The 17,861-nt window shown below is 62.0% G+C and carries 18 protein-coding genes; 12 read left to right on the plus strand and 6 right to left on the minus strand.

What is annotated here, in order from left to right; all coding sequences use genetic code 11:
- Window positions 1–931 precede the first annotated feature (931 nt).
- The 7 genes from GSQ83_RS13045 to GSQ83_RS13075 all read left to right on the plus strand — a co-directional run bounded on the left by GSQ83_RS13045 (window position 932) and on the right by GSQ83_RS13075 (window position 8,425).
- Window positions 932–1,849: a sugar-binding transcriptional regulator gene (locus GSQ83_RS13045; protein ID WP_158803324.1), complete on the plus strand. Its 918-nt coding sequence runs from the start codon at window positions 932–934 to the stop codon at window positions 1,847–1,849.
- Window positions 1,850–1,918: 69 nt separating this feature from the next.
- Window positions 1,919–2,554: an SIS domain-containing protein gene (locus tag GSQ83_RS13050; RefSeq protein ID WP_216850125.1), complete on the plus strand. Its 636-nt coding sequence runs from the start codon at window positions 1,919–1,921 to the stop codon at window positions 2,552–2,554.
- Between the two features lie 5 nt (window positions 2,555–2,559).
- Window positions 2,560–4,014 carry a xylulokinase gene (gene xylB, locus GSQ83_RS13055; RefSeq protein ID WP_158803325.1) on the plus strand — a complete coding sequence of 485 codons (1,455 nt, stop codon included), beginning with the start codon at window positions 2,560–2,562 and terminating at the stop codon, window positions 4,012–4,014.
- Window positions 4,011–5,060, plus strand: a complete 1,050-nt coding sequence (locus tag GSQ83_RS13060) for an ABC transporter permease (protein WP_216850128.1) — start codon at window positions 4,011–4,013, stop codon at window positions 5,058–5,060. The genes xylB and GSQ83_RS13060 overlap by 4 nt, the downstream gene beginning before the upstream one ends.
- Window positions 5,061–5,113: 53 nt before the next feature.
- Window positions 5,114–6,130 (plus strand): substrate-binding domain-containing protein, encoded by a 1,017-nt coding sequence (locus tag GSQ83_RS13065; RefSeq protein WP_158803326.1) that lies wholly within the window; start codon window positions 5,114–5,116, stop codon window positions 6,128–6,130.
- Window positions 6,131–6,144: 14 nt separating this feature from the next.
- Window positions 6,145–7,677 (plus strand): sugar ABC transporter ATP-binding protein, encoded by a 1,533-nt coding sequence (locus tag GSQ83_RS13070; RefSeq protein ID WP_158803327.1) that lies wholly within the window; start codon window positions 6,145–6,147, stop codon window positions 7,675–7,677.
- A 25-nt stretch (window positions 7,678–7,702) separates the two neighbouring features.
- Entirely contained in the window at window positions 7,703–8,425 is a 723-nt protein-coding gene (locus GSQ83_RS13075; RefSeq protein WP_216850129.1) for an SDR family oxidoreductase, read from the plus strand.
- Window positions 8,426–8,668: 243 nt separating this feature from the next.
- On the opposite strand, the gene GSQ83_RS13080 is transcribed toward GSQ83_RS13075, so the two are convergent.
- The 3 genes from GSQ83_RS13080 to GSQ83_RS13090 all read right to left on the minus strand — a co-directional run bounded on the left by GSQ83_RS13080 (window position 8,669) and on the right by GSQ83_RS13090 (window position 11,543).
- Window positions 8,669–10,024, minus strand: coding sequence for a phosphatase PAP2 family protein (locus GSQ83_RS13080; protein WP_174246659.1), 1,356 nt, complete (start codon window positions 10,022–10,024; stop codon window positions 8,669–8,671).
- A gap of 114 nt (window positions 10,025–10,138) precedes the next feature.
- Window positions 10,139–10,933 (minus strand): MOSC domain-containing protein, encoded by a 795-nt coding sequence (locus GSQ83_RS13085; RefSeq protein ID WP_158803328.1) that lies wholly within the window; start codon window positions 10,931–10,933, stop codon window positions 10,139–10,141.
- A 70-nt stretch (window positions 10,934–11,003) separates the two neighbouring features.
- The gene (locus GSQ83_RS13090; RefSeq protein WP_216850130.1) at window positions 11,004–11,543 is read right to left on the minus strand and encodes a MarR family winged helix-turn-helix transcriptional regulator; all 540 of its coding nucleotides are present in this window, start codon (window positions 11,541–11,543) and stop codon (window positions 11,004–11,006) included.
- 101 nt (window positions 11,544–11,644) lie between these two features.
- Here GSQ83_RS13090 and GSQ83_RS13095 point away from each other — a divergent pair, with 101 nt between their 5' ends.
- Window positions 11,645–12,436: an SDR family oxidoreductase gene (locus tag GSQ83_RS13095; RefSeq protein WP_158803329.1), complete on the plus strand. Its 792-nt coding sequence runs from the start codon at window positions 11,645–11,647 to the stop codon at window positions 12,434–12,436.
- Between the two features lie 80 nt (window positions 12,437–12,516).
- Here GSQ83_RS13095 and GSQ83_RS13100 read toward each other — a convergent pair whose 3' ends face one another.
- Window positions 12,517–13,353, minus strand: coding sequence for a helix-turn-helix transcriptional regulator (locus tag GSQ83_RS13100; RefSeq protein ID WP_158803330.1), 837 nt, complete (start codon window positions 13,351–13,353; stop codon window positions 12,517–12,519).
- A 96-nt stretch (window positions 13,354–13,449) separates the two neighbouring features.
- Here GSQ83_RS13100 and GSQ83_RS13105 point away from each other — a divergent pair, with 96 nt between their 5' ends.
- Both GSQ83_RS13105 and GSQ83_RS13110 read left to right on the plus strand, forming a co-directional pair.
- Window positions 13,450–14,343 (plus strand): SDR family oxidoreductase, encoded by an 894-nt coding sequence (locus tag GSQ83_RS13105; RefSeq protein WP_158803331.1) that lies wholly within the window; start codon window positions 13,450–13,452, stop codon window positions 14,341–14,343.
- Between the two features lie 56 nt (window positions 14,344–14,399).
- Window positions 14,400–15,116 carry a glutathione S-transferase C-terminal domain-containing protein gene (locus GSQ83_RS13110; RefSeq protein ID WP_158803332.1) on the plus strand — a complete coding sequence of 239 codons (717 nt, stop codon included), beginning with the start codon at window positions 14,400–14,402 and terminating at the stop codon, window positions 15,114–15,116.
- Window positions 15,117–15,214: 98 nt separating this feature from the next.
- On the opposite strand, the gene GSQ83_RS13115 is transcribed toward GSQ83_RS13110, so the two are convergent.
- Window positions 15,215–15,646, minus strand: a complete 432-nt coding sequence (locus GSQ83_RS13115; RefSeq protein ID WP_158803333.1) for a cupin domain-containing protein — start codon at window positions 15,644–15,646, stop codon at window positions 15,215–15,217.
- Between the two features lie 336 nt (window positions 15,647–15,982).
- Window positions 15,983–16,126 carry a hypothetical protein gene (locus tag GSQ83_RS29630; RefSeq protein ID WP_174246658.1) on the minus strand — a complete coding sequence of 48 codons (144 nt, stop codon included), beginning with the start codon at window positions 16,124–16,126 and terminating at the stop codon, window positions 15,983–15,985.
- 323 nt (window positions 16,127–16,449) lie between these two features.
- Here GSQ83_RS29630 and GSQ83_RS29910 point away from each other — a divergent pair, with 323 nt between their 5' ends.
- Both GSQ83_RS29910 and GSQ83_RS13125 read left to right on the plus strand, forming a co-directional pair.
- On the plus strand, window positions 16,450–16,722 hold the full coding sequence (locus GSQ83_RS29910) for a hypothetical protein (protein ID WP_216850132.1): 273 nt from the start codon (window positions 16,450–16,452) through the stop codon (window positions 16,720–16,722).
- Between the two features lie 33 nt (window positions 16,723–16,755).
- The gene (locus GSQ83_RS13125) at window positions 16,756–17,571 is read left to right on the plus strand and encodes an SDR family NAD(P)-dependent oxidoreductase (RefSeq protein WP_158803334.1); all 816 of its coding nucleotides are present in this window, start codon (window positions 16,756–16,758) and stop codon (window positions 17,569–17,571) included.
- The last annotated feature ends 290 nt before the right edge of the window (window positions 17,572–17,861 follow it).

Below are 17,861 nucleotides of genomic sequence, written 5' to 3' on the forward strand. Positions count from 1 at the left end.
TCGGTAACGGCAAGCATTCGAAGCCGCTGCACAACCACGAATATGACTTCAACGACGACGCATTGCCGCACGGCACGAACTTCTTGTACAAATCGCGAGGGACCGCCCTCCGCCACGCGAAGTTAAGTCGTGAGCTTCTTCAAGATCAATTCAGAGCGAAAGCTTCAGCATGCAGCTCTTTTCGGCACCACCTGTTGCATGTGTGCGGCGCTCAAAGCCGCGTAACTCACGGCGCCTGCGCAACTACCCGACCTAACTTCAATGCGGAATTGACGGCCTGCACCGGAACGATCAGGCCACCACTAGTCCGCGCCCTCTTCCACAGGCCGACAATGGAAACGTCGAATGGGGGCTTCTTCTCTTGCCAGGCTGTCAGGTTTGTAGCGACCATAAACGTGTCAAGGACTGCGGCGAGTTCGATATCGACGTAGTCCTTCCCGTTCCAGGCTCAGCGCTCCAACAGAAGGCTGCTCAATACGCGATAATGTTCCTTCTCGCGTATTGAACGCCGGATCACTAACCCGGTCGGCCAACAGCTGAGGCTTGCAATTCCGCTAAATTGATATCTCGGCACTATTTTTGACAAGTGAATTAAGCATCTGCGGATCATACGTGACTGTATCTTCCAGTGAGACCACCGTTCGTCACCGGGGTGAATGCGGGTTGATGCGGCCGCTTCTGCCCATTTGTTCGCATCAATGTTGCCACTATAAAGAGCATCAAGATGATAGTTGGAGCCTGCTCCAGGTGTGGCTTCGAAGAGACATGACGTAGCAACTATCTCGGCGGCGCCTGCCTGTCCAACTGCCGCCACCGCATTCCGGACGGTCACCGCGGCCTTGACACGTCTCGCTCAGTTGAGCGCTGCTATTTGTCGAAACCATCGGAAGGATAGGCGCAAATGCCGCCGCGCCCGTTTGCTAGGCCGTTGATGACGACCGTTGCCCACCGCTATTTCATTGGCCGTCAAACCAAGCAGGGAATCGCGCAGAGCCTTGGCATTTCCCGTTTCAAGGTTGCCCGCCTGATCGACGAAGCGATTGAAACCGGCGTCGTTCGCTTCGTCATTGCTGATCAGGACGATTATGACGCCCCATTGGCCGAAGCCTTGGCCCAAAAATACCGGCTGCGGCACGCGGTTGTTGTGCGTACGCCGAATTCCTCGCCCTCGGCTGTCACTGAGGCTCTGGGGCGCGCCGCCGCCGCGCTCCTGGAGGAGACCCTGGTGGATGGTCAGACCCTCGCGGTCGCCTGGGGACGGACGCTGGCGGCCTGCGCGGGCGCGTTGACCAAGCTACCGCTGATCGACGTCGTTCAGGCCATCGGCAGCCTTGCGGGCGCCGAATATGCCCAGAGTTCTGTGGAACTTGTCCATCGGCTCGCGGCGCTCAGCCGTGGCACCGCCTATCCGCTTTATCTTCCCATGTGGTTCGAGGATCAGGCGCTTGCGGAACTGGTCAGAAGCGAGCCGAATATCGCCCGTGCGACAGCTCGCTTCGCCCATATCGACATATTGGTCTCCGGAATCGGGGCCTGGAACCCACCGAATTCTACGCTGTTCAGCACATTGCCGCTTTCCTGGCAGGAGCAGGCGCAGGCAGCCGGAGCCTGTGCGGATCTCTGTACCGTGCTGGTTGACCCGAGCGGGCAAGCCGTTGCCACACCGCTTGCCGACAATGTCGTGGGGGTCAGCGCGGCACAGATCCGCGCCGTGCCGACGGTGATCGGGGTGGCCGGTGGCCTGGAAAAGACAGACGCCATTCGCGCGGTGCTGAACGGCGGATGGCTGACAACGCTGATCACAGACGCCGCCGTCGCTCATCGGTTGATTGATCACCAGCTCAAATGAGCGGGCATCGCTCAATTGACATCCCCGCCTAGCCTGAAATACGGTTGCGGAAATAAAAGCGCAGATGCCGTGTTGGAAACGTTGTCGGAATCCTCGGCTATCCTGACCGCCGCCCGCCGTGTGATCGCGGCCAACGCGGCGGCCGTCAGCGCCGCCGAAACGGCGCTGGGCGAGACCTTCGTGAATGTCTGCCGATTGCTGGCTTCGGGCTCCGGCAAGGTTCTCGTCACGGGCAGCGGCACCTCTGGCGCCATCGCCATCCGTGCGGCGCATCTTCTCTCCGTCGCGGGGACGCCCGCCTTCTACCTTGCGCCGGCGGACGGGCTGCATGGTGGTCTCGGCGTCTTGCGAGGCGAAGACAGCGTCATCGCGATCTCGAAAGGCGGCGGCTCAGCGGAATTGAACGAGTTCTGCCGCCGGGCGCGGCGTTTGGCCGGCTGCCTCATCGCGATCACTGCCTCGCCCGAGTCCGAACTCGCGGTTCTCGCGGATCACGTCTTGCCGCTCACCTTGCCGGCGGATGCCGATCTGGGAGCCATCATCGCAACCGGCAGTTCCCTCGCGGCGGCCGCCCTGCTGGATGCGATCACCGATGTCACCCGCATGATGCGGGGCTACCGATGGGACCAGGTGATCTACACCCATCCCGCAGGCGCGGTGGGCCGCGACGGCGCCAATCTGGCCAGCTCCGCGCAGTCCGAGTAGCGCGCGTGAACCGCCACCTCGTCGCGGGTATCGATACCTCCACACAATCCAGCACGGTCGTGATCCGACGGCTCGAGGACGGTGCTTTCGTCGCCGAGGGCCGCGCGCCGCACCCGCCGACCACCCCGCCGCGCAGCGAGCAGGATCCGCGCGACTGGTGGCGAGCGCTGATGACGGCTTTCGCACAGGTCGCGCCTCATCTGCCGTCCGTCGCGGCGATTTCTGTCGGCGGCCAGGGGCATGGCCTGGTTCTGCTCGATGCGGCGGACACGCCGATACGTCCCGCGAAACTGTGGAACGACACCGAATCCGCACCGGACGCTCTGGGCTTGCTGGAACGATTGCCGGCAGCCGATTGGGCGGGGCGCACCGGCTCAGTCCCCGCACCCGCCCTCACGGTCTCGAAACTCGCCTGGACCCGGCGCTGCCATCCGGAGGCGCTGGCGCGGGCGGCTCGGGTGATGCTGCCGGCTGACTATCTCATCTATCGCCTCGGCGGCCGTGCGGTGACGGAGCGTGGCGGTTCTTCCGGCACCGGATATTTCAATCCGGTCGCTAATTGCTGGGACCCCGCCCTGGCCGATCTTGCCGCCCCCGGCCTCGACTGGGACCGGCTTTTGCCTGCGATCATCGACTCAGGCGCGGCGGCCGATGAGATGCGGGCGCTCCCCGAATTAGAGGGTCTTGCAGGCGCCGTGGTGGGCGCAGGCAGCGGCGACAATATGACGGCGGCGCTGGGCCTCGGCATTCGGCCCGGCGATACCGTGATCTCGCTCGGCACGAGCGGCACCGTTTATACCGTGACAGACACGCAAGTGCGGGATGTTACAGGCGCCATCAACGGCTATGCCGATGCCACGGGCCGCTTCCTGCCCATGATCACCACGCTGAACGCCGCCAAGGTCACAGATTTCTTTCGCCGTCTGTTCGGTGTTGATGTGCAGCGCTTCGACGCCATGGCCCTCGCCGCCGAGCCGGGTGGCGGAGGTGTCGTCGTGGTGCCCTATCTCGATGGCGAGCGCACGCCGAATTTGCCAGATGCGCGCGGCCAGATGGCGGGCCTGCGCAGCGACACCACACCCGGCCAGATCGGCCGCGCCGCGGTGGAAGGCGTGCTCTGCGGCTTGCTGGATGGGCGCGATCTGCTGCGTGCCGCCGGTGCACGGATGAACGGCCGCCTCATCCTCACGGGCGGGGCCGCGAAGTCCCGCGCCTACCAGCAAATTCTCGCCGATCTCAGCGGCGAGGCGGTCTATCTCAGCCAATCCGTGGAAGCCGCCGCCGCAGGCGCGGCCGTACAGGCCGTGGCGGCGCTGACCGGACGCAAGGTCGATGCGATCGCGCGGGACTGGGCGCCCGATCTGGTGCTGGCCGCGGAGCCACAGGCGGCAGTGGACGCCGTCGCTATTCGCGCGGCCTATCGCATGCTCGCCGCGCAGGTGAAGGCGGCGGCGGCATGATGAAGGAGGGACAGGCGGTGAGCAGCGTGACCGAAAAGCCAGTGGCCCGGAAACGTTGGAAGCTGCCCGACGAGACCGGCATCCTCGGCATGCTCATCGTCGTCTTCGTCATCTTCTGCGCCATGTCGCCCAATATGCGCACGCTGTCGAATGGGCTGGTGCTGCTTCTCAACGGCGCCGTGATCGGTCTTCTCGCCCTCGGCCAGACTTTCGTTTTGCTGATCGGCGGCATCGATCTTTCGACTGGCGCCAATATCGCCTTTATGGGCGTGCTTGTGTCCTTGCTGATGGCGCATGGCGTGTTCTGGCCGCTCGCGGTTCTGCTGACCTTGGCCGCCGGCACCCTGATGGGTGTCGTCAACGGCATCATCATCCAATATTTCCGAGTGCCGCCCTTCATCGTCACCTTTTCGACGATGGGCGTCATGTCCTCCCTCGCCCTCATCATCACGGGCGCGAATTCCATCTCAATCACCCAGCCGGGCTTCGCCTTCATCGGGCAAGGACTGGTGGGCGGTGTTCCGGTGCCGGTGCTGATCCTGGCGGCCATGGCGATCCTGGCCGGGCTGCTGCTGTCCAAGACCATCCTCGGCACGCATATCTACGCGACCGGCGGCAATCGGGAGGCGGCGCGGCTGGCCGGGGTCAATATCACCACGACCACGATCACGGTCTATGCGGTCAGCGGGCTCTGCGCGAGCCTGGGCGGCATCATCGACACCGGGCGGCTCATGGTTGGTTTCCCGACAACCGGCCTCGGCGACGAACTGTTCTTCTCGATCGCGGCGGCCGTCATCGGCGGCGTGAGCCTGTTCGGCGGCGTGGGCCGCGTGCAGGGCGCGATGATCGGCGCCGTACTCATCGCCGTCGTGAGCGACGGGATGAACGTGCTCAACGTCAGCAGCTATTGGCAGTCTCTCGTCATCGGCGTGATCGTGCTGATCGCGGTCATCTTCGATACCTACCGGCGGCGCAGCGCGGGCGTGCCGCTTTCGGAAACCCTGAGGTCCCTTCTGAGGACACACGGAATGCGCCGGACTGGCTAGGGCAAGGCGCGGCAAAGCTTGGCGTCAAAAACAAAAATGAGGAGATGCATGCGATGAAACACATACTGGCTCGGGCGGCGTCCACCGCCACGGCGAAACCCTGGATGACGACGGTATTGGCGGCCCCGGCGATGGTGCTAGGGCTCGGCATCGGCGCGGCCGCCGCGCAGTCAAGCGCGATGCCCATCCCGGCGAGCTGCAAGGATGCGCAGCCGCTGATCGGCGTGGCGCTGCCCAATACCTCCAACCCCTATTACATCGCGATGCGGCAGAGCTTCATCGATCACGGCAAGGCTGCCGGCTTCAAGGTGGCGGTCTCCATCGCCGACAACAGCGACTCCCGTCAGCTCTCGCAGATCGACGGCTTCATCCAGCAGAAGGTCTGCGCCGTCGCCTTGAACGCGGTGGATTCCGGGCCGGGCGCCGCGATGGCCACCGCCCTGACCAAGGCAGGAATTCCCGTCTTCACCGTCAATGTCTCCGTCGCCCTCGATGACCTGAAGGCACAGGGCGGCCAGATCATGCAATATGTCGGCCCGGATCAGGTCGAGGGTGGCCGCGTGATGGGTGAGGCGACGCTGGCGGCTCTCGGCAAGACGAGCAAGATCGTCGCTGGCATCGTGGGTGATCCGCAGCAGCTTCCGACCAATCAGCGCGACGGCGGCTTCAAGGAAGCGCTCAAGGCCAATCCCAATGCGGAGGTCACCCGCGTGGTCAACGGCCTGGTGCAGCCCGATGTCAGCCTCAAGGTCGGCATGGAGATGCTCCAGGGCAATCCGGAGATGAACGTGATCTTCGCCGATACCGGGCCGGGTGCCGTGGGCGCCATCCAGGCCATCAAGGCGCTGGGCCGGGCCGACAAGGTCAGCCTCTTCGCCTTCTGTGCGGCCGATACCAAGCTCGAAGGCCCCTACAAGGGCTGCGCCGCGCAGCAGCCGGCAACCTATGCCGAGATCGTTGTGAAGAGCATCCGCGACTATGTCGACGGCAAGCCCGTGAAGCCCGAGATCCTGCTGCCCGTCGCTGTCTTCACCTATGGCCAGACCCCGCCACCCGGCGAGCTTGGCTAAGACCGCGAAAGGCCATGGCCGAGGAACGGCTCGTCGCGCAAGGCATCGTCAAGCGCTACGGCAGTGCGACCGTTCTGCATGGCGTGGCCTTAACGCTACGTTCCGGCGAGGTGCATGGCCTGGTTGGCCATAACGGCGCCGGCAAGTCCACCTTGCTCAAGGTGCTTGCCGGGGCCGTGGCGCCCGATGGCGGTACGATCCTGCTCGATGGCCGCCCGGTCTCCTTCGCAAGCCCGGCGGCCGCGACGGCCGCCGGCATCGCATGTGTTTTCCAGGAATTGTCGCTACTGGAAAATCTGACGGTCACGCAGAACCTGTTTCTCGCACGCGAGATCGCCAGCGCGGGCATTCTCGACAAGCAGGCGATGCGGGAGACGGCTCGGCGCGAGCTTGCCGCCAATGGCCTCAATCTCACCGGCGACGAGAAGGTCGCCAACCTGCCGGTGGCCCAGCGTCAGATGATCGAGATCATCGGCGCCCTGGCGCGCAATGCCCGTGTCATCCTGCTCGACGAACCCACCACGGCGCTGGAGCGCGGCCAGATCGACCGTTTGGTCGAGACACTGCGCCGCATCGCGCGGGAACGGGATGTCGCGATCGTCATCGTCGATCACAAGCTCGACGAAATCTTCGCTGTTTGCGACCACGTGACGGCGCTGATGGATGGGCGCGTCGTGCTGGACGCCCCCATCGCTACCGTGTCGCATGAGGCGGTGGTCGAATCCATCATCGGCCAGCAGGAGGCCGCGCGTCTGCAGGCCCAGGCACCCGCCGTGCATGCCACCGCCGCCGCGAAGCCGTCGCCGATTTTGACGGCGCGCGGCGTTGGAGCACCCCGCGGACTGCGCGATGTGAGCCTCGATCTCGCACCCGGCGAGGTGCTCGGCCTTTATGGTCTCGCCGGTTCCGGCCGTAGCCGGCTGCTGCGAACGCTTTATGGGCTGGAGCCCGTAGGGCATGGCACGATGCGCCTACGCGACAGGCCCTATCGTCCGCAGTCCCCGCGCGCCGCCATGCGCGAAGCCGTCGTCTTTGTCTCGGAGGAGCGCAAGGCGAACGGGTTCATTCCCGACTTCGACGCCATCCGAAATTGCACCCTGCCCGTGCTGCGACGCCATGCCTGGGGCGGCGTGATCCGCCGGCAGGAAGCGGAGCAGGAAGCCATCGGAGTGCTGGAACGGCTGCGCGTGCGTGGCGATATCCATGCGCCGATGTCCCGCCTGTCGGGCGGCAATCAACAGAAGGCCCTGCTTGCAAAGGCCGTGCTGCAGCGCCCGCAGGTGCTGCTGCTCGATGAGCCGACCAAGGGCATCGATGTCGGCACCAAGGCCGAGATCCATGCCTTCATTCGCAGTCTCGCGGCGCAGTCAGGTGTCGCCGTGCTGGTCGTCTCGACGGAGGAGGAGGAACTGCTCGCCGTCTGCGACGAGGTCATCATCATGCAGCGCGGTCGCTGCTCCGGGCGACGCCATGAGGCCGCCAGGCTCGACAGCACAACGCTGCGCCGCCTCGCCCTGGAAACCACGCCCGAACCCGTCTTGGCTTGACCGCCGCCCTTCAGGAGAGATCCGCATGAGCAAGCCTCTCATCATGGTCACCGGCGCCGGCACTGGCATTGGCGCCGCCACGGCACAGGCTTTCGTCGAGGCGGGCCATCCGCTGCTGCTGCTGGCCCGCCGCCGCGAGAAACTGGAAGCGCTCGCTCTGCCCAATGCCGTCTGCCGCAGCGTCGATGTCCGCGATCTTGCGGCCGTCGCCTTGGCGGTCGCCGAAGCCGAAGCGCTACATGGCCCGGTAGATGGCCTCATCAACAATGCGGGCATCGCGCCGCTCGCGCGGATCGAGGATCAGGATCCGGCCGAGTGGCGTGATCTGCTCGACATCAATTGCCTCGGCGTCATGAATTGCATGCATGTGGTGATGCCGGGGATGAAGGCGCGGCGGCACGGCACGATCATCAATGTGAGTTCGATCGCCGGTCGCAAATCCTACCCGTATCACGACGCCTACGGCGCCTCGAAAGCCTATGTCGACGCTCTAACCGAAGCCGCCCGCAGCAGCATGTCCGGCCATAACGTGCGGGTGATCGCGATCGTCCCCGGTCTGACCCGGAGCGAGATCGCGAGCACAATGCTCAACGAGGAAGCGCATGCCATCTGGGCGGCCCGCGGCGCCGATATCGGCGGCGGTATCGCGGCCGAACATGTCGCGCGGACCATGCTCTTTGCTTACCAGCTGCCGCAGGATGTGAATCTGCAGCAACTGACGATCACGCCAACGCGGCAGGAATTCTGATGCGGACTTTATGCCAATACTTCTGCTCGGACCGCTGGATGCGGCGCCCCTCCAAAGTTCCGCGACTGCGTCACGGCAAGAGGTGATAACCCAATATTGAATCGCGCCCATTCTACTACGTCATGCTCGGCGAAGGCCGAGCACCCACGTCTTCGCTTGCGCAGCTAAGGCAAGACGTCGATGGCACGCCTTCGCCTGCCATGACGGATCCTTTGGGCGCGATTCAAACAAAGACATCGCGCACTACTTGCTGGGCGCCGTCTCCGCCGCCCTGCCAGCCGCCGCATAGAGGTTTAGCCGCGAATACACTCCGAAGGCGGACCCGTCGTCCAGGAAACCGCCGCCTGGTCCCTCGGTTTCGGTCAGGATCTGATCGGCTTGTTCCAGCGTCAGCGACGGAAATGCCAACGTCAGAAGGTAGCCGGCTTCGGGCGCGGCCTTCCCGACGTCCTCCAGCACGTTCGCGTTCTTCGGATAAACGACAGGCAAATTATAGGTCTGGGTGACGGCGTAGAACGCCTCGTTCATTGCGGGATTGCTCAGTCGCCCGATATCCTCATTTGCGCAGACCGAGACCGTGTTGCCGCATCCTGCCTGCAATGCTGTCGTTAAGTCATCGCGCGCGGCCTTCAGGGCAGCCTGATAGTCCTTTATCATCGGGGCCCCTTTCAGCGTGCGGCCTACATAGGCCGGATCATTGGCGAGCAGATGAGCGAGGTCATATGTTGCCAGGGTCCGGCCACCGAGGACGTCCATAGCGTAATGGGCGCCCATCAGAATTCGGTCATTTCCGTATTCTGACGCTCTCGCAATCATCTGCTGGAAGCGCTCTGGCACAAGCTCGGCCAGGACTAGGGATCCCGTGAATCCGTAGGTGGTATGGCCGCTCGGGAAGGATGGGCTGTTGACCAAATCCATGATCGGACCCTGGTTATAAACCAGGTTGTCGGCGGGAACGTTAAAGTAGTCGTATCCGACGATCGACAAGACAGTGTGCTCGGTTTGAAATGGCCGGGAGTCGCCGTAAGCATCCCCGCCGGGGCTCCCTCCGGGAAGGCCGTAGTTTGTTCCAAATGGGTCTGGCGAACCGCCGATACCCGTGAGGATGCCGATAGCCTCGCTGGACACGGGTTTCTTCCCGTCCGTGGTACCATTGGCGAAGAAGTATTTCCCCGAGTTCGAGTCGGCGCCCGTTGTGGCGTTCGCGTAGGCGATGAGGGCGGCGACCGCCGGGGACACGCTCGTATAGGTCAGGCGGTCGTCATAATGCGCACGCGCCTGGTAGGCCGCACCAAGCGTGGTGCCAAGGCCGTCGGCGAGGTCAGCGAGATTCCCATCTGTGATGAAAGCATCCCGGAGCGCCTGCTGCTGCTGATCGGTAAACGGCAGCAGCGTCGGCTGCCGGATCTCCCCTGTCTGAATGCCGCCGGTTACAGTGTAATTGGCACCGAGCGCTGCCTTGCCTGCCGCGGTTTTAGCCAGGACCGTCAACGGCGCCAGGCCCTGCAGCGCCGCCATATTGGTCATGGTTTGTGCCTCCGCATGGAAGGACGCCAAAGCACCGACGACAACTAAACTCAAACCCAATTTGTCGAACATGGACCCTCCGTCATTCAGTCGGTGTGGCAACCATAGCTGCATCGCACGGCGTACGCGGGCACGCTACTCGCGATCGTCGATAGCCGAACAGTTAATCGACATCACTGGAAACCGCTAGCCGTCAGATCCCTGATCGTTTGGGAGGAATACCCGGTCGTTCAATGTCAGTATTCCATCTTCCATAATCTCCAGATAGATTCCCAGATCGGGATGGCCGAAATGGCGCATGATGGCCTTCGGCAAATGGGAGTCGCGTCCAGCTGTCATCGGATTGACGTCGATAGCCGCGCAACGTCGGGTACGAAGCGCGCCGCGAAATCTCACTGGACCGATGCAAATTTCTCGACCTTCCCAATCCAACTCCTCGGCGGCGTCAAGCCCATCTATATAGACATTCGCGCGAAAACGAAGCGGGTGAACCTCGTGCCCCACCCTCGCCTGCAGCAGCCGCACGGTTTCAAGATTGATAACCGAGATTGCCCGCATCATGGCAGGTGAAACCACGCTTATGTCAGTGAATTTATGCCCTATAGCATGGACAAGTTTGATTTGGCCGCGCGCATCCGCACCGGCATAATTTGTAAAGAAAGTTTCTGCTTGCGCCCGTCCGATCGCAGTTGACAGATCAAATTGACTTGATTCCCGACCCTTCTGAAGGATCGTCAGGATGGAAGTCACCGGATCGAGATGTGTGGACAAGGCTGCAAGTATCTCATTCGCACGCAGCATCAGGAACTTGCCCTTATCCAAGGGCTGCGGAGCTTCCGGAGAAAACTGGGTGGTACCGAGCGCTAATGCGTAGATCCTGTCATGGAGCACGCCGTGGTCTCGCGTGAGAGCCAGAACCGGCGTGGGCTCAGCCGATAGCCCTTTTACTGGGTAACGATACAGCTGAGCTACTTGCATCATGATTCGGGCCTACCTCTCACTGGAGAAGGGTAGCCGAAAACCAGGCGGCTGATAACGTCCTTAGCAGCCGTCAGCCTGCGGTGCGAGGCGACTTCGCCTGGCCGGCCTTATACGCTTCGAGAAATGCTCTGGACGACACCTCGTCCGCAAGAGCCCGAAGCCTGGTCGCCGAATCATGTCCTAGGACTATTTCGGTGCGGCGGTTCGCGGCGGCCCACAAGGTAATGCCTTCCGCCAAGCGCTTCCTGCCCAGCGCCGTCAGCCACGCGTGTTTCGTCCGCTTGTCATAAGCATCCTGCCGAAGCTCGATCATGCCGTCACGCACCAGGGGGCGCAGCGCATAGGTCAGGGACGAGATACCGATCGCCAGACGCTCGGCAAGCGCCTGCAACGTCGGACCATCCGCCCCGCCGAGAACATCGGTCTGCACAAGCAAGCCAACCTGCGTGGCCTTGAGGCCTGTCGGCGACACAGCCTCGTCATAGAGATGGCCGAGCCGGCGGGCGGCGTGGCGGAGCGCGGTGTGGGTGCAGGCAAGTTCGCCCAACGCTTCGCTCAGATCGATGCCCGGCGCATCATGCTCCATGGTGAAATCATCTGGATCGCTCATGTCCCTAAAATAGTTGGGCACCGTAGCATTGACAAGAGGGTGGTCATGGCCACATAGTTGGGCGCCCAACCATTGAGTGCCAAATCTATCAGGAGTAGCCTATGCCCGGCCGTAAAACTGCCGTTATTACCGGAGCGTCCTCCGGTATCGGCTCCATCTATGCCGACCGCCTCGCCAAACGTGGCTACGATCTCGTGCTGGTCGCCCGCCGTCTGGATCGCCTCGAAGGCTTGGCCGACAAGATCAAGAAGGCCTACGGCGTGAATGTGGAAGTGCTCCAGGCCGACCTCGAAAAGGACAGCGACGTCGCCAAGGTCGAGCACCTGCTATCCACCAACCCGGCCGTGCGAGTGCTGGTGAATAATGCCGGCCTGGCCCGCCTTAAGCCGCTCGAGCAGGCTCCGCTGCAGGATTCGCTGGCGCAGATCGCGTTGAACATCACGGCGCTGACGCGTCTCACCCACGCTGTTCTGCCCGCCTTCCGGAAGCTGAATGAGGGCGTGATCATCAACATCGCCTCGGTGCTCAGCATTCACGCTTGGTCCGCGAGCGCCGTCTACAGTGGCACCAAGGGCTTCGTGATGAACTTTACCCGTGGCCTTCAGGACGAATTCGCGAACACTGGCGTGAAGGTGCAACTGGTCAACCCGGCATCGACCGCCACAGAGATCTGGGACAACTCAGGAATACCGCTTTCGGCCCTCAACCAGGAGAGCGTCATGACCACGGAGAACATGGTCGATGCGTCTCTGGCGGGCTTCGACATGGGCGAGACGATCACCTGGCCGTCGGTTGCGGACGCGACCCTATGGGACAAATACGACGCGGCGCGCGCCGCGCTTTTTGCTGCCACCCAGACCGGCAAGCCGGCTCCGCGATACAACCTCGCCTGATTGCGCGAGGCGCGTCTCGCATCGACGAGAACAGACAAACTTTGATCTTGTATCGGCTGCTGCTGATGGCAGCCGACGGTTCACGTTGATGCTGGCCGCGGATTGACGAGTGATCGGATACGGTCGGCGTCTGATGTCGTGACCGGATTATAAACGATCATGCCGAGGTCAGGACGACCATCGACGGCAAACGCGGAATACTCCAACGCGATCGAGCCTAGGATCGGATGGTTCAGCCGCTTGAGCCCCTCCCCGTGAACGTGAACATCATTGTCCTGCCACAGGGCTTCGAACTCGGGGCTGATCCTGCAAAGCTCGTCCACGAGCTGTCTGACTTCGGAAATGGCGCCGGCGCGTGCCGCATCCACCCTGAACGCTCCCACCACGAAACGGGCGACGCTGTCCCAATCATACTGCTTGTCTCGGATGCGGGGGTTGCCGAAGATGAGCCGCAGGATATTGCGCTCGCCCTCCGGGAGTTTGCCATAGTCGGTGAGCACTACGGCGGCGGCGCGATTCCAGGCGACGATATCCCAGGTGGCGGTCTTGACCAGGGCAGGACTGACCTCGAGCGCATCGAGCACCCGTTGTAAACGCGGCGTGACTCCTTCCGAGGCCTTGTAGCGGACCTCCGGCGGACGCCCGAGACCGAGCAAGAAGAGATGTTCGCGCTCGATGTCGGTCAACATCAGCGCAGAGGCGATCCGGTTCAACACCTCCGCCGACGGTGCGCCGCCGCGCCCTTGCTCCAGCCATGTATACCAGGTCGGGCTTATATTGGAGCGCTGCGCGACCTCCTCCCGTCGCAATCCCGACGTCCGTCTGCGGGCCGCGGAGAAACCCAAGGCCGCCGGGTCGAGGCGGGTGCGGCGATCCTTGAGGTAGGTCCCCAGCCGGTTATCAGTCTCGGTGGGCATGCTGATCCTATTGGTCATTATACCATGATAATGTCACTACTTTAACAGTAATCGGATTGGCGCGATATGGTTCTTCGAGACAATTGGAGATTTCCCATGCGCGTATTCGTCACCGGGGCGAACGGCTTTATCGGCTCCGCCATCGTTCCAGAACTTCTCAACGCGGGTCATCAGGTCCTCGGGTTGTCGCGGTCGGACGAGGGGGCCAGATCCCTCATCGCGGCCGGTGCCGAGGTGCACCGAGGTAATCTCGAAGATCCGGAAAGTCTGCGACGCGGCGCGGCCGAGGCAGATGGAGTGATCCACTGCGCCTTCGATCACGACTTCTCGCGGTTCGTGGCCAATTGCGAGAAAGACAGGCGCGCGATCGAGGCTCTCGGCGCGGCGCTCGCCGGATCGGACCGGCCTCTCGTTATCACCTCGGGGACCGGAATGGGAAACGACGTGCCGGGCCAGCCCGCGACCGAGGAAATCTTCAATACCAGGCACCCAAATCCCCGTGTCGCATCGGAACTGGCGGGAGCTTCGTTGTCGGCGGCCGGTGTCAACGTCTCGGTGATGCGGCTTCCCCAGGTTCACGACACGGTCAAACAGGGCCTCATAACGCCTGCGGTGGCTCTAGCCCGAGAGAAAGGCGTCTCGGCCTATATCGGTGACGGACTCAACCGCTGGCCGGCGGCGCATGTGCTCGATGTCGCCCGGCTCTACAGGCTTGCATTGGAGAAGCGGGAAGCGGGCGCCAGATATAACGCGGTCGCTGAGGAAGGCATTTCGATCCGTGACATCGCGGAAGTCATCGGCCGAGGCTTGAAGGTGCCCGTGGTTTCCCTGTCTCCGGAGGAGGCCGCGGATCACTTTGGATGGCTTGCGGCCTTTGCCGGTCTGGACCTCCCGGCCTCAAGCGCGCAAACCCAGCAAAGACTCGGATGGCAGCCGACCGGCCCTGGGCTGATCGCCGATCTCAATGAAATGCGCTACTCTGACGTTTGAGCGTGCACACGCAATGACTTTACCTGTTCCTAGGCACGCGCTAGAATTTTGCTGTCATGATAACTCTTTACTCTTATCCGATGCTCTTCGGCACCGCCGACAACAACGGCTATGGGCTAAAGGTCTTCGCATTCATGCGGCTAGCGCGCCTGCCATTTGTGCATGAGCATATTTTCGATGCGTCGGCGGCGCCCCGCGGCCAACTCCCCTACATCGTAGATGACGGCGCCGTCGTTGGCGACAGTGAGAGCATTGTCGCCTATTTGATCAGCAAATATCATCTGACGATCGATGCGGCGCTGACCGCCCGTGAGCGTCGGCTTAACATCCTTCTCGCGCGCCTGCTCGACGATCTCTACTGGGTCATGTCCTATTCGCGCTGGAAGGACGAACGCTTCTGGCCATTGTTCCAGGCGGCACTTCTCCGCGAGCATCCAAGCCTGACCGAGGCCGGGTTAGCCAAGGCGCGCGAGTTCAACGCGCAGCGCTATCATTTCCAGGGCATCGGCCGATATACGCCAGATGCCGCCTATGCGCGCGGGCTCGCCGATCTCGATGTGGTCGACGATATCGTTTCATCCGGCGCTTATGTGCACGGCGCGGTTCCCACAAGTGCGGACGCCGGCATTTACGGCTTCATCGCCAATATCCATTTCTATGACATTGAGACGCCCTTGAAACAGATGGTTTCCTCCCGGGCCAACCTCGTGCGGCACTGTCTGGCGATCCATGAAACCGTGACGCAAGAACCACCAGGCCCTCATCGGCGGTAAAGCCGCAGTGCTGAGCCGCCAGCCGCTGGCGAAGTGTGAGCGCAGCCTTTCTCATTTCGCAAACGCCTAGCCGGTATAACGTCAGGCGTTGAGTCCCTTCAGCCGGTCTGGCCGGCCAGACTCTCCAGTTCGGGCAACAACACGACACTCTCCTGCTCGTTTGGATCGGTGCGCGCGATCAGCGCGGTCGCGGGCTCGGTGCTCGGATTGTAGGGCAGATGGGGAACCCCGGCCGGAATGTAAAAGAAGTCGCCGGGTGCAACAACCGAATGATGCTCGAGTTTGGCGCCATGCCACACATGCGAGGTTCCAGTCAGGGCATATATGGCGGTTTCATGCGCCTCATGCATATGCGCCTTCGCGCGGGCGCCCGGGGGAAGGGTCACCATCTGCAGGTGTATTGCCTTGGCTTCCACCGTCTCGGCCGAGATGCCAACGGCGTAGGTCAACCCCTGCTTGCCTACAAAGGTTGCTCCAGCGCGCACTTGCCGGCACTCGGCCAGTTTGGGGGGATGGTTGATATCGTTCATATTGCACCTCGAATATGGGATTGAAGATGCGCTGCCGGGCTCAGTCAACCAAAAGCAGCCACCCTCCGGCGGCGGCCACTATTGTGAGCCGGTATCCTAGCCGGGGCTAGTCTATGACCGCATGAGAGTCCGCAACAGCGCGACCGGGCGGCTTCTTGAAGACGATCAGTAGCGGAATCACCGCGAGCGTCGCGATCAGCGACAGTCGGTAGTCGTCGACATAAGCGATAATCTCGGCTTGACGTGTAACGACGGCATCGAGCGCGGTCCGGCCGCCGGCCGTGATTGGCCTCCAGAAATCGGGTCGGATAGGAGGTCAGCACCCAGTCGATCTGGTCATGGCTCGACGAGACACTCCCCTGCATGTAAGGCGAGGACATTGGCGATGCTCGTATCGAGCGCCTGCTTAAGGGTGGCCAGGATCACGCAGACGGTAATCGCCGCCCGGTTCATGCCATCTGGCGGATTCTCCACTGGCATGGCGGACGTCCCTTAGCTGAACAAGTCGGGTGTTCACGGCCGCCATCTCGTGGGTGGATCCGAGAGGCGCGTCCTGATCTTTCGATTTCAGGATCATAACAGAAGTTATTATCACCTGCGTTACTACTGGTTTACATCCTGTGCACGCATGGCTGGTCGCCGCCCTATTGACGCGGCCAGGGGCGGGCCATCTCCTTGGAAGTCCACCGCCGAACGTTGCGCCTGGCTCGCCAATATCTAATGTATCGATCGAGGTGCGATCGAAGTTCGCCCCCGTAGCGTCAAGCCGAGCCCGCCGTTTCTCAACTCACTGGAGATAGAGCATGACGACCCCATCCAATCGTATTCGTCATTTGGCCCGCGCCGCTGTCGCCGTCGCGTTTCTGGGCGGCACTGGGTTTGGCCTCTCGGCGTGCAACACGTTTCACGGTGCGAAGAAGGACCTCTCTAATGCCGGGACAACGACCGGAAACGCTGCCGACACCGCGGGGACGGCAGTGGGGAGTGCCGCTCACACGGCCGTGAAGGCTACGGGCAATGCTGTCGACAGTGCCGGCAATGCAATCAGCAATACGGCAAACAGCGTCACACAATAGGCTTCCGGCAGCGGCAACCCGAAGAGAGGAATTATGCCAACAAAGATCAACGCCACTACAGAGCCGGTATCCGTTCCGCCGAATTCGCGACTTAGCGGAAAACGGGCACTCGTTACCGGAGGATCGGACGGCATCGGTCTTGCCATCGCGGAAGCCTTTGCCCGCGAGGGCGCCGAGCTCTATCTGGTTGGTCGCAGCACCGAGAGGCTGGCACGAGCTCAGAAGTACCTCGAAGGCGCCGAGGTGAAAATCATAGCAGTCGACCTCAGCACGGATGCCGGAATTGATTCTGTTGTGCGCCAGATAGGCGAATTCGAAAAGCCTCTGGATATTGTTGTGAACAATGCCGCGGTAGCGTACTTTTCACCGTTCGACTCGGTCACAATTGATCAGTTTCAGCATTCCTTCGCTTTGAACGTTGCAGCTCCCTACTTCCTGACGCAGCGTCTATTACCTTTTCTTACGCAGCCTGGGGGATCAGTGATCAACATCTCATCTTATTTCGCCGACAAGATGATTCCCAATCGGCCGTCGACCCTCTATTCGCTTTCGAAGGGCGCGATTAATTCGCTGACCAAATCCCTCGCCTACGAGCTTGGCAAGCGGGGTATCCGTGTCAACGCTATTGCGCCCGGCACTGTAGACACCGCGATGCGGCGAGCCTCGATCGAGAACTTGCCTGCGGAAGCTCAAGCTGAGCTTCAGCGTTTCGTCGATCGCAGCTACCCGCTGGGTCGTATCGGACAAGTTTCCGACATCGGGGGCATCGCGGTCTATCTCGCAAGCAACGAGGCGTCCTGGACCTCCGGTGGAATTTTTTCGATCAACGGCGGCCTGACGGCCGGATGAATCCGAGGTCGGCTTTTTGATTTCTTGTCTCCCGTATGTTTTCGGGACGAAAGCCTCGAAGCTGGGAGGGATCAGCGAGGTAGTCCTGATTGAGGCACCTCAAGCAGTCTAGAGGTCGGTTGACTACATTGGCTCCACGGGCTCGTATTCGGCCGCAGCAAAAGATTGCTGGTTTGGGTTTACCCCGGTAACGTCTAGAGAGTGTCATGCACCTTGCATAAGGGCCAAAGCTTGTTTGAGCATATATCCGACGAAGGCGATGACGTGGAAGCCGGCGAGGGTTGTTGCAT

Source organism: Acidisoma sp. L85 (genome assembly GCF_009765865.1).
In the GTDB taxonomy this organism is placed as follows: domain Bacteria; phylum Pseudomonadota; class Alphaproteobacteria; order Acetobacterales; family Acetobacteraceae; genus Acidisoma.

What these genes read in the sequence shown, in the direction of transcription:
- GSQ83_RS13095 (WP_158803329.1), top strand. Translation starts at nt 11,645, where the DNA reads ATGCCCGGCCGTAAAACTGCCGTTATTACCGGAGCGTCCTCCGGTATC.
- GSQ83_RS29630 (WP_174246658.1), bottom strand. Translation starts at nt 16,126, where the DNA reads ATGCCAGTGGAGAATCCGCCAGATGGCATGAACCGGGCGGCGATTACC.
- GSQ83_RS13085 (WP_158803328.1), bottom strand. Translation starts at nt 10,933, where the DNA reads ATGATGCAAGTAGCTCAGCTGTATCGTTACCCAGTAAAAGGGCTATCG.
- GSQ83_RS13125 (WP_158803334.1), top strand. Translation starts at nt 16,756, where the DNA reads ATGCCAACAAAGATCAACGCCACTACAGAGCCGGTATCCGTTCCGCCG.
- GSQ83_RS13065 (WP_158803326.1), top strand. Translation starts at nt 5,114, where the DNA reads ATGAAACACATACTGGCTCGGGCGGCGTCCACCGCCACGGCGAAACCC.
- GSQ83_RS13045 (WP_158803324.1), top strand. Translation starts at nt 932, where the DNA reads ATGACGACCGTTGCCCACCGCTATTTCATTGGCCGTCAAACCAAGCAG.
- GSQ83_RS13100 (WP_158803330.1), bottom strand. Translation starts at nt 13,353, where the DNA reads ATGCCCACCGAGACTGATAACCGGCTGGGGACCTACCTCAAGGATCGC.
- GSQ83_RS13075 (WP_216850129.1), top strand. Translation starts at nt 7,703, where the DNA reads ATGAGCAAGCCTCTCATCATGGTCACCGGCGCCGGCACTGGCATTGGC.
- GSQ83_RS13110 (WP_158803332.1), top strand. Translation starts at nt 14,400, where the DNA reads ATGATAACTCTTTACTCTTATCCGATGCTCTTCGGCACCGCCGACAAC.
- GSQ83_RS13070 (WP_158803327.1), top strand. Translation starts at nt 6,145, where the DNA reads ATGGCCGAGGAACGGCTCGTCGCGCAAGGCATCGTCAAGCGCTACGGC.
- GSQ83_RS13115 (WP_158803333.1), bottom strand. Translation starts at nt 15,646, where the DNA reads ATGAACGATATCAACCATCCCCCCAAACTGGCCGAGTGCCGGCAAGTG.
- GSQ83_RS13060 (WP_216850128.1), top strand. Translation starts at nt 4,011, where the DNA reads ATGATGAAGGAGGGACAGGCGGTGAGCAGCGTGACCGAAAAGCCAGTG.
- GSQ83_RS13080 (WP_174246659.1), bottom strand. Translation starts at nt 10,024, where the DNA reads ATGTTCGACAAATTGGGTTTGAGTTTAGTTGTCGTCGGTGCTTTGGCG.
- GSQ83_RS13105 (WP_158803331.1), top strand. Translation starts at nt 13,450, where the DNA reads ATGCGCGTATTCGTCACCGGGGCGAACGGCTTTATCGGCTCCGCCATC.
- GSQ83_RS29910 (WP_216850132.1), top strand. Translation starts at nt 16,450, where the DNA reads ATGACGACCCCATCCAATCGTATTCGTCATTTGGCCCGCGCCGCTGTC.
- GSQ83_RS13090 (WP_216850130.1), bottom strand. Translation starts at nt 11,543, where the DNA reads ATGAGCGATCCAGATGATTTCACCATGGAGCATGATGCGCCGGGCATC.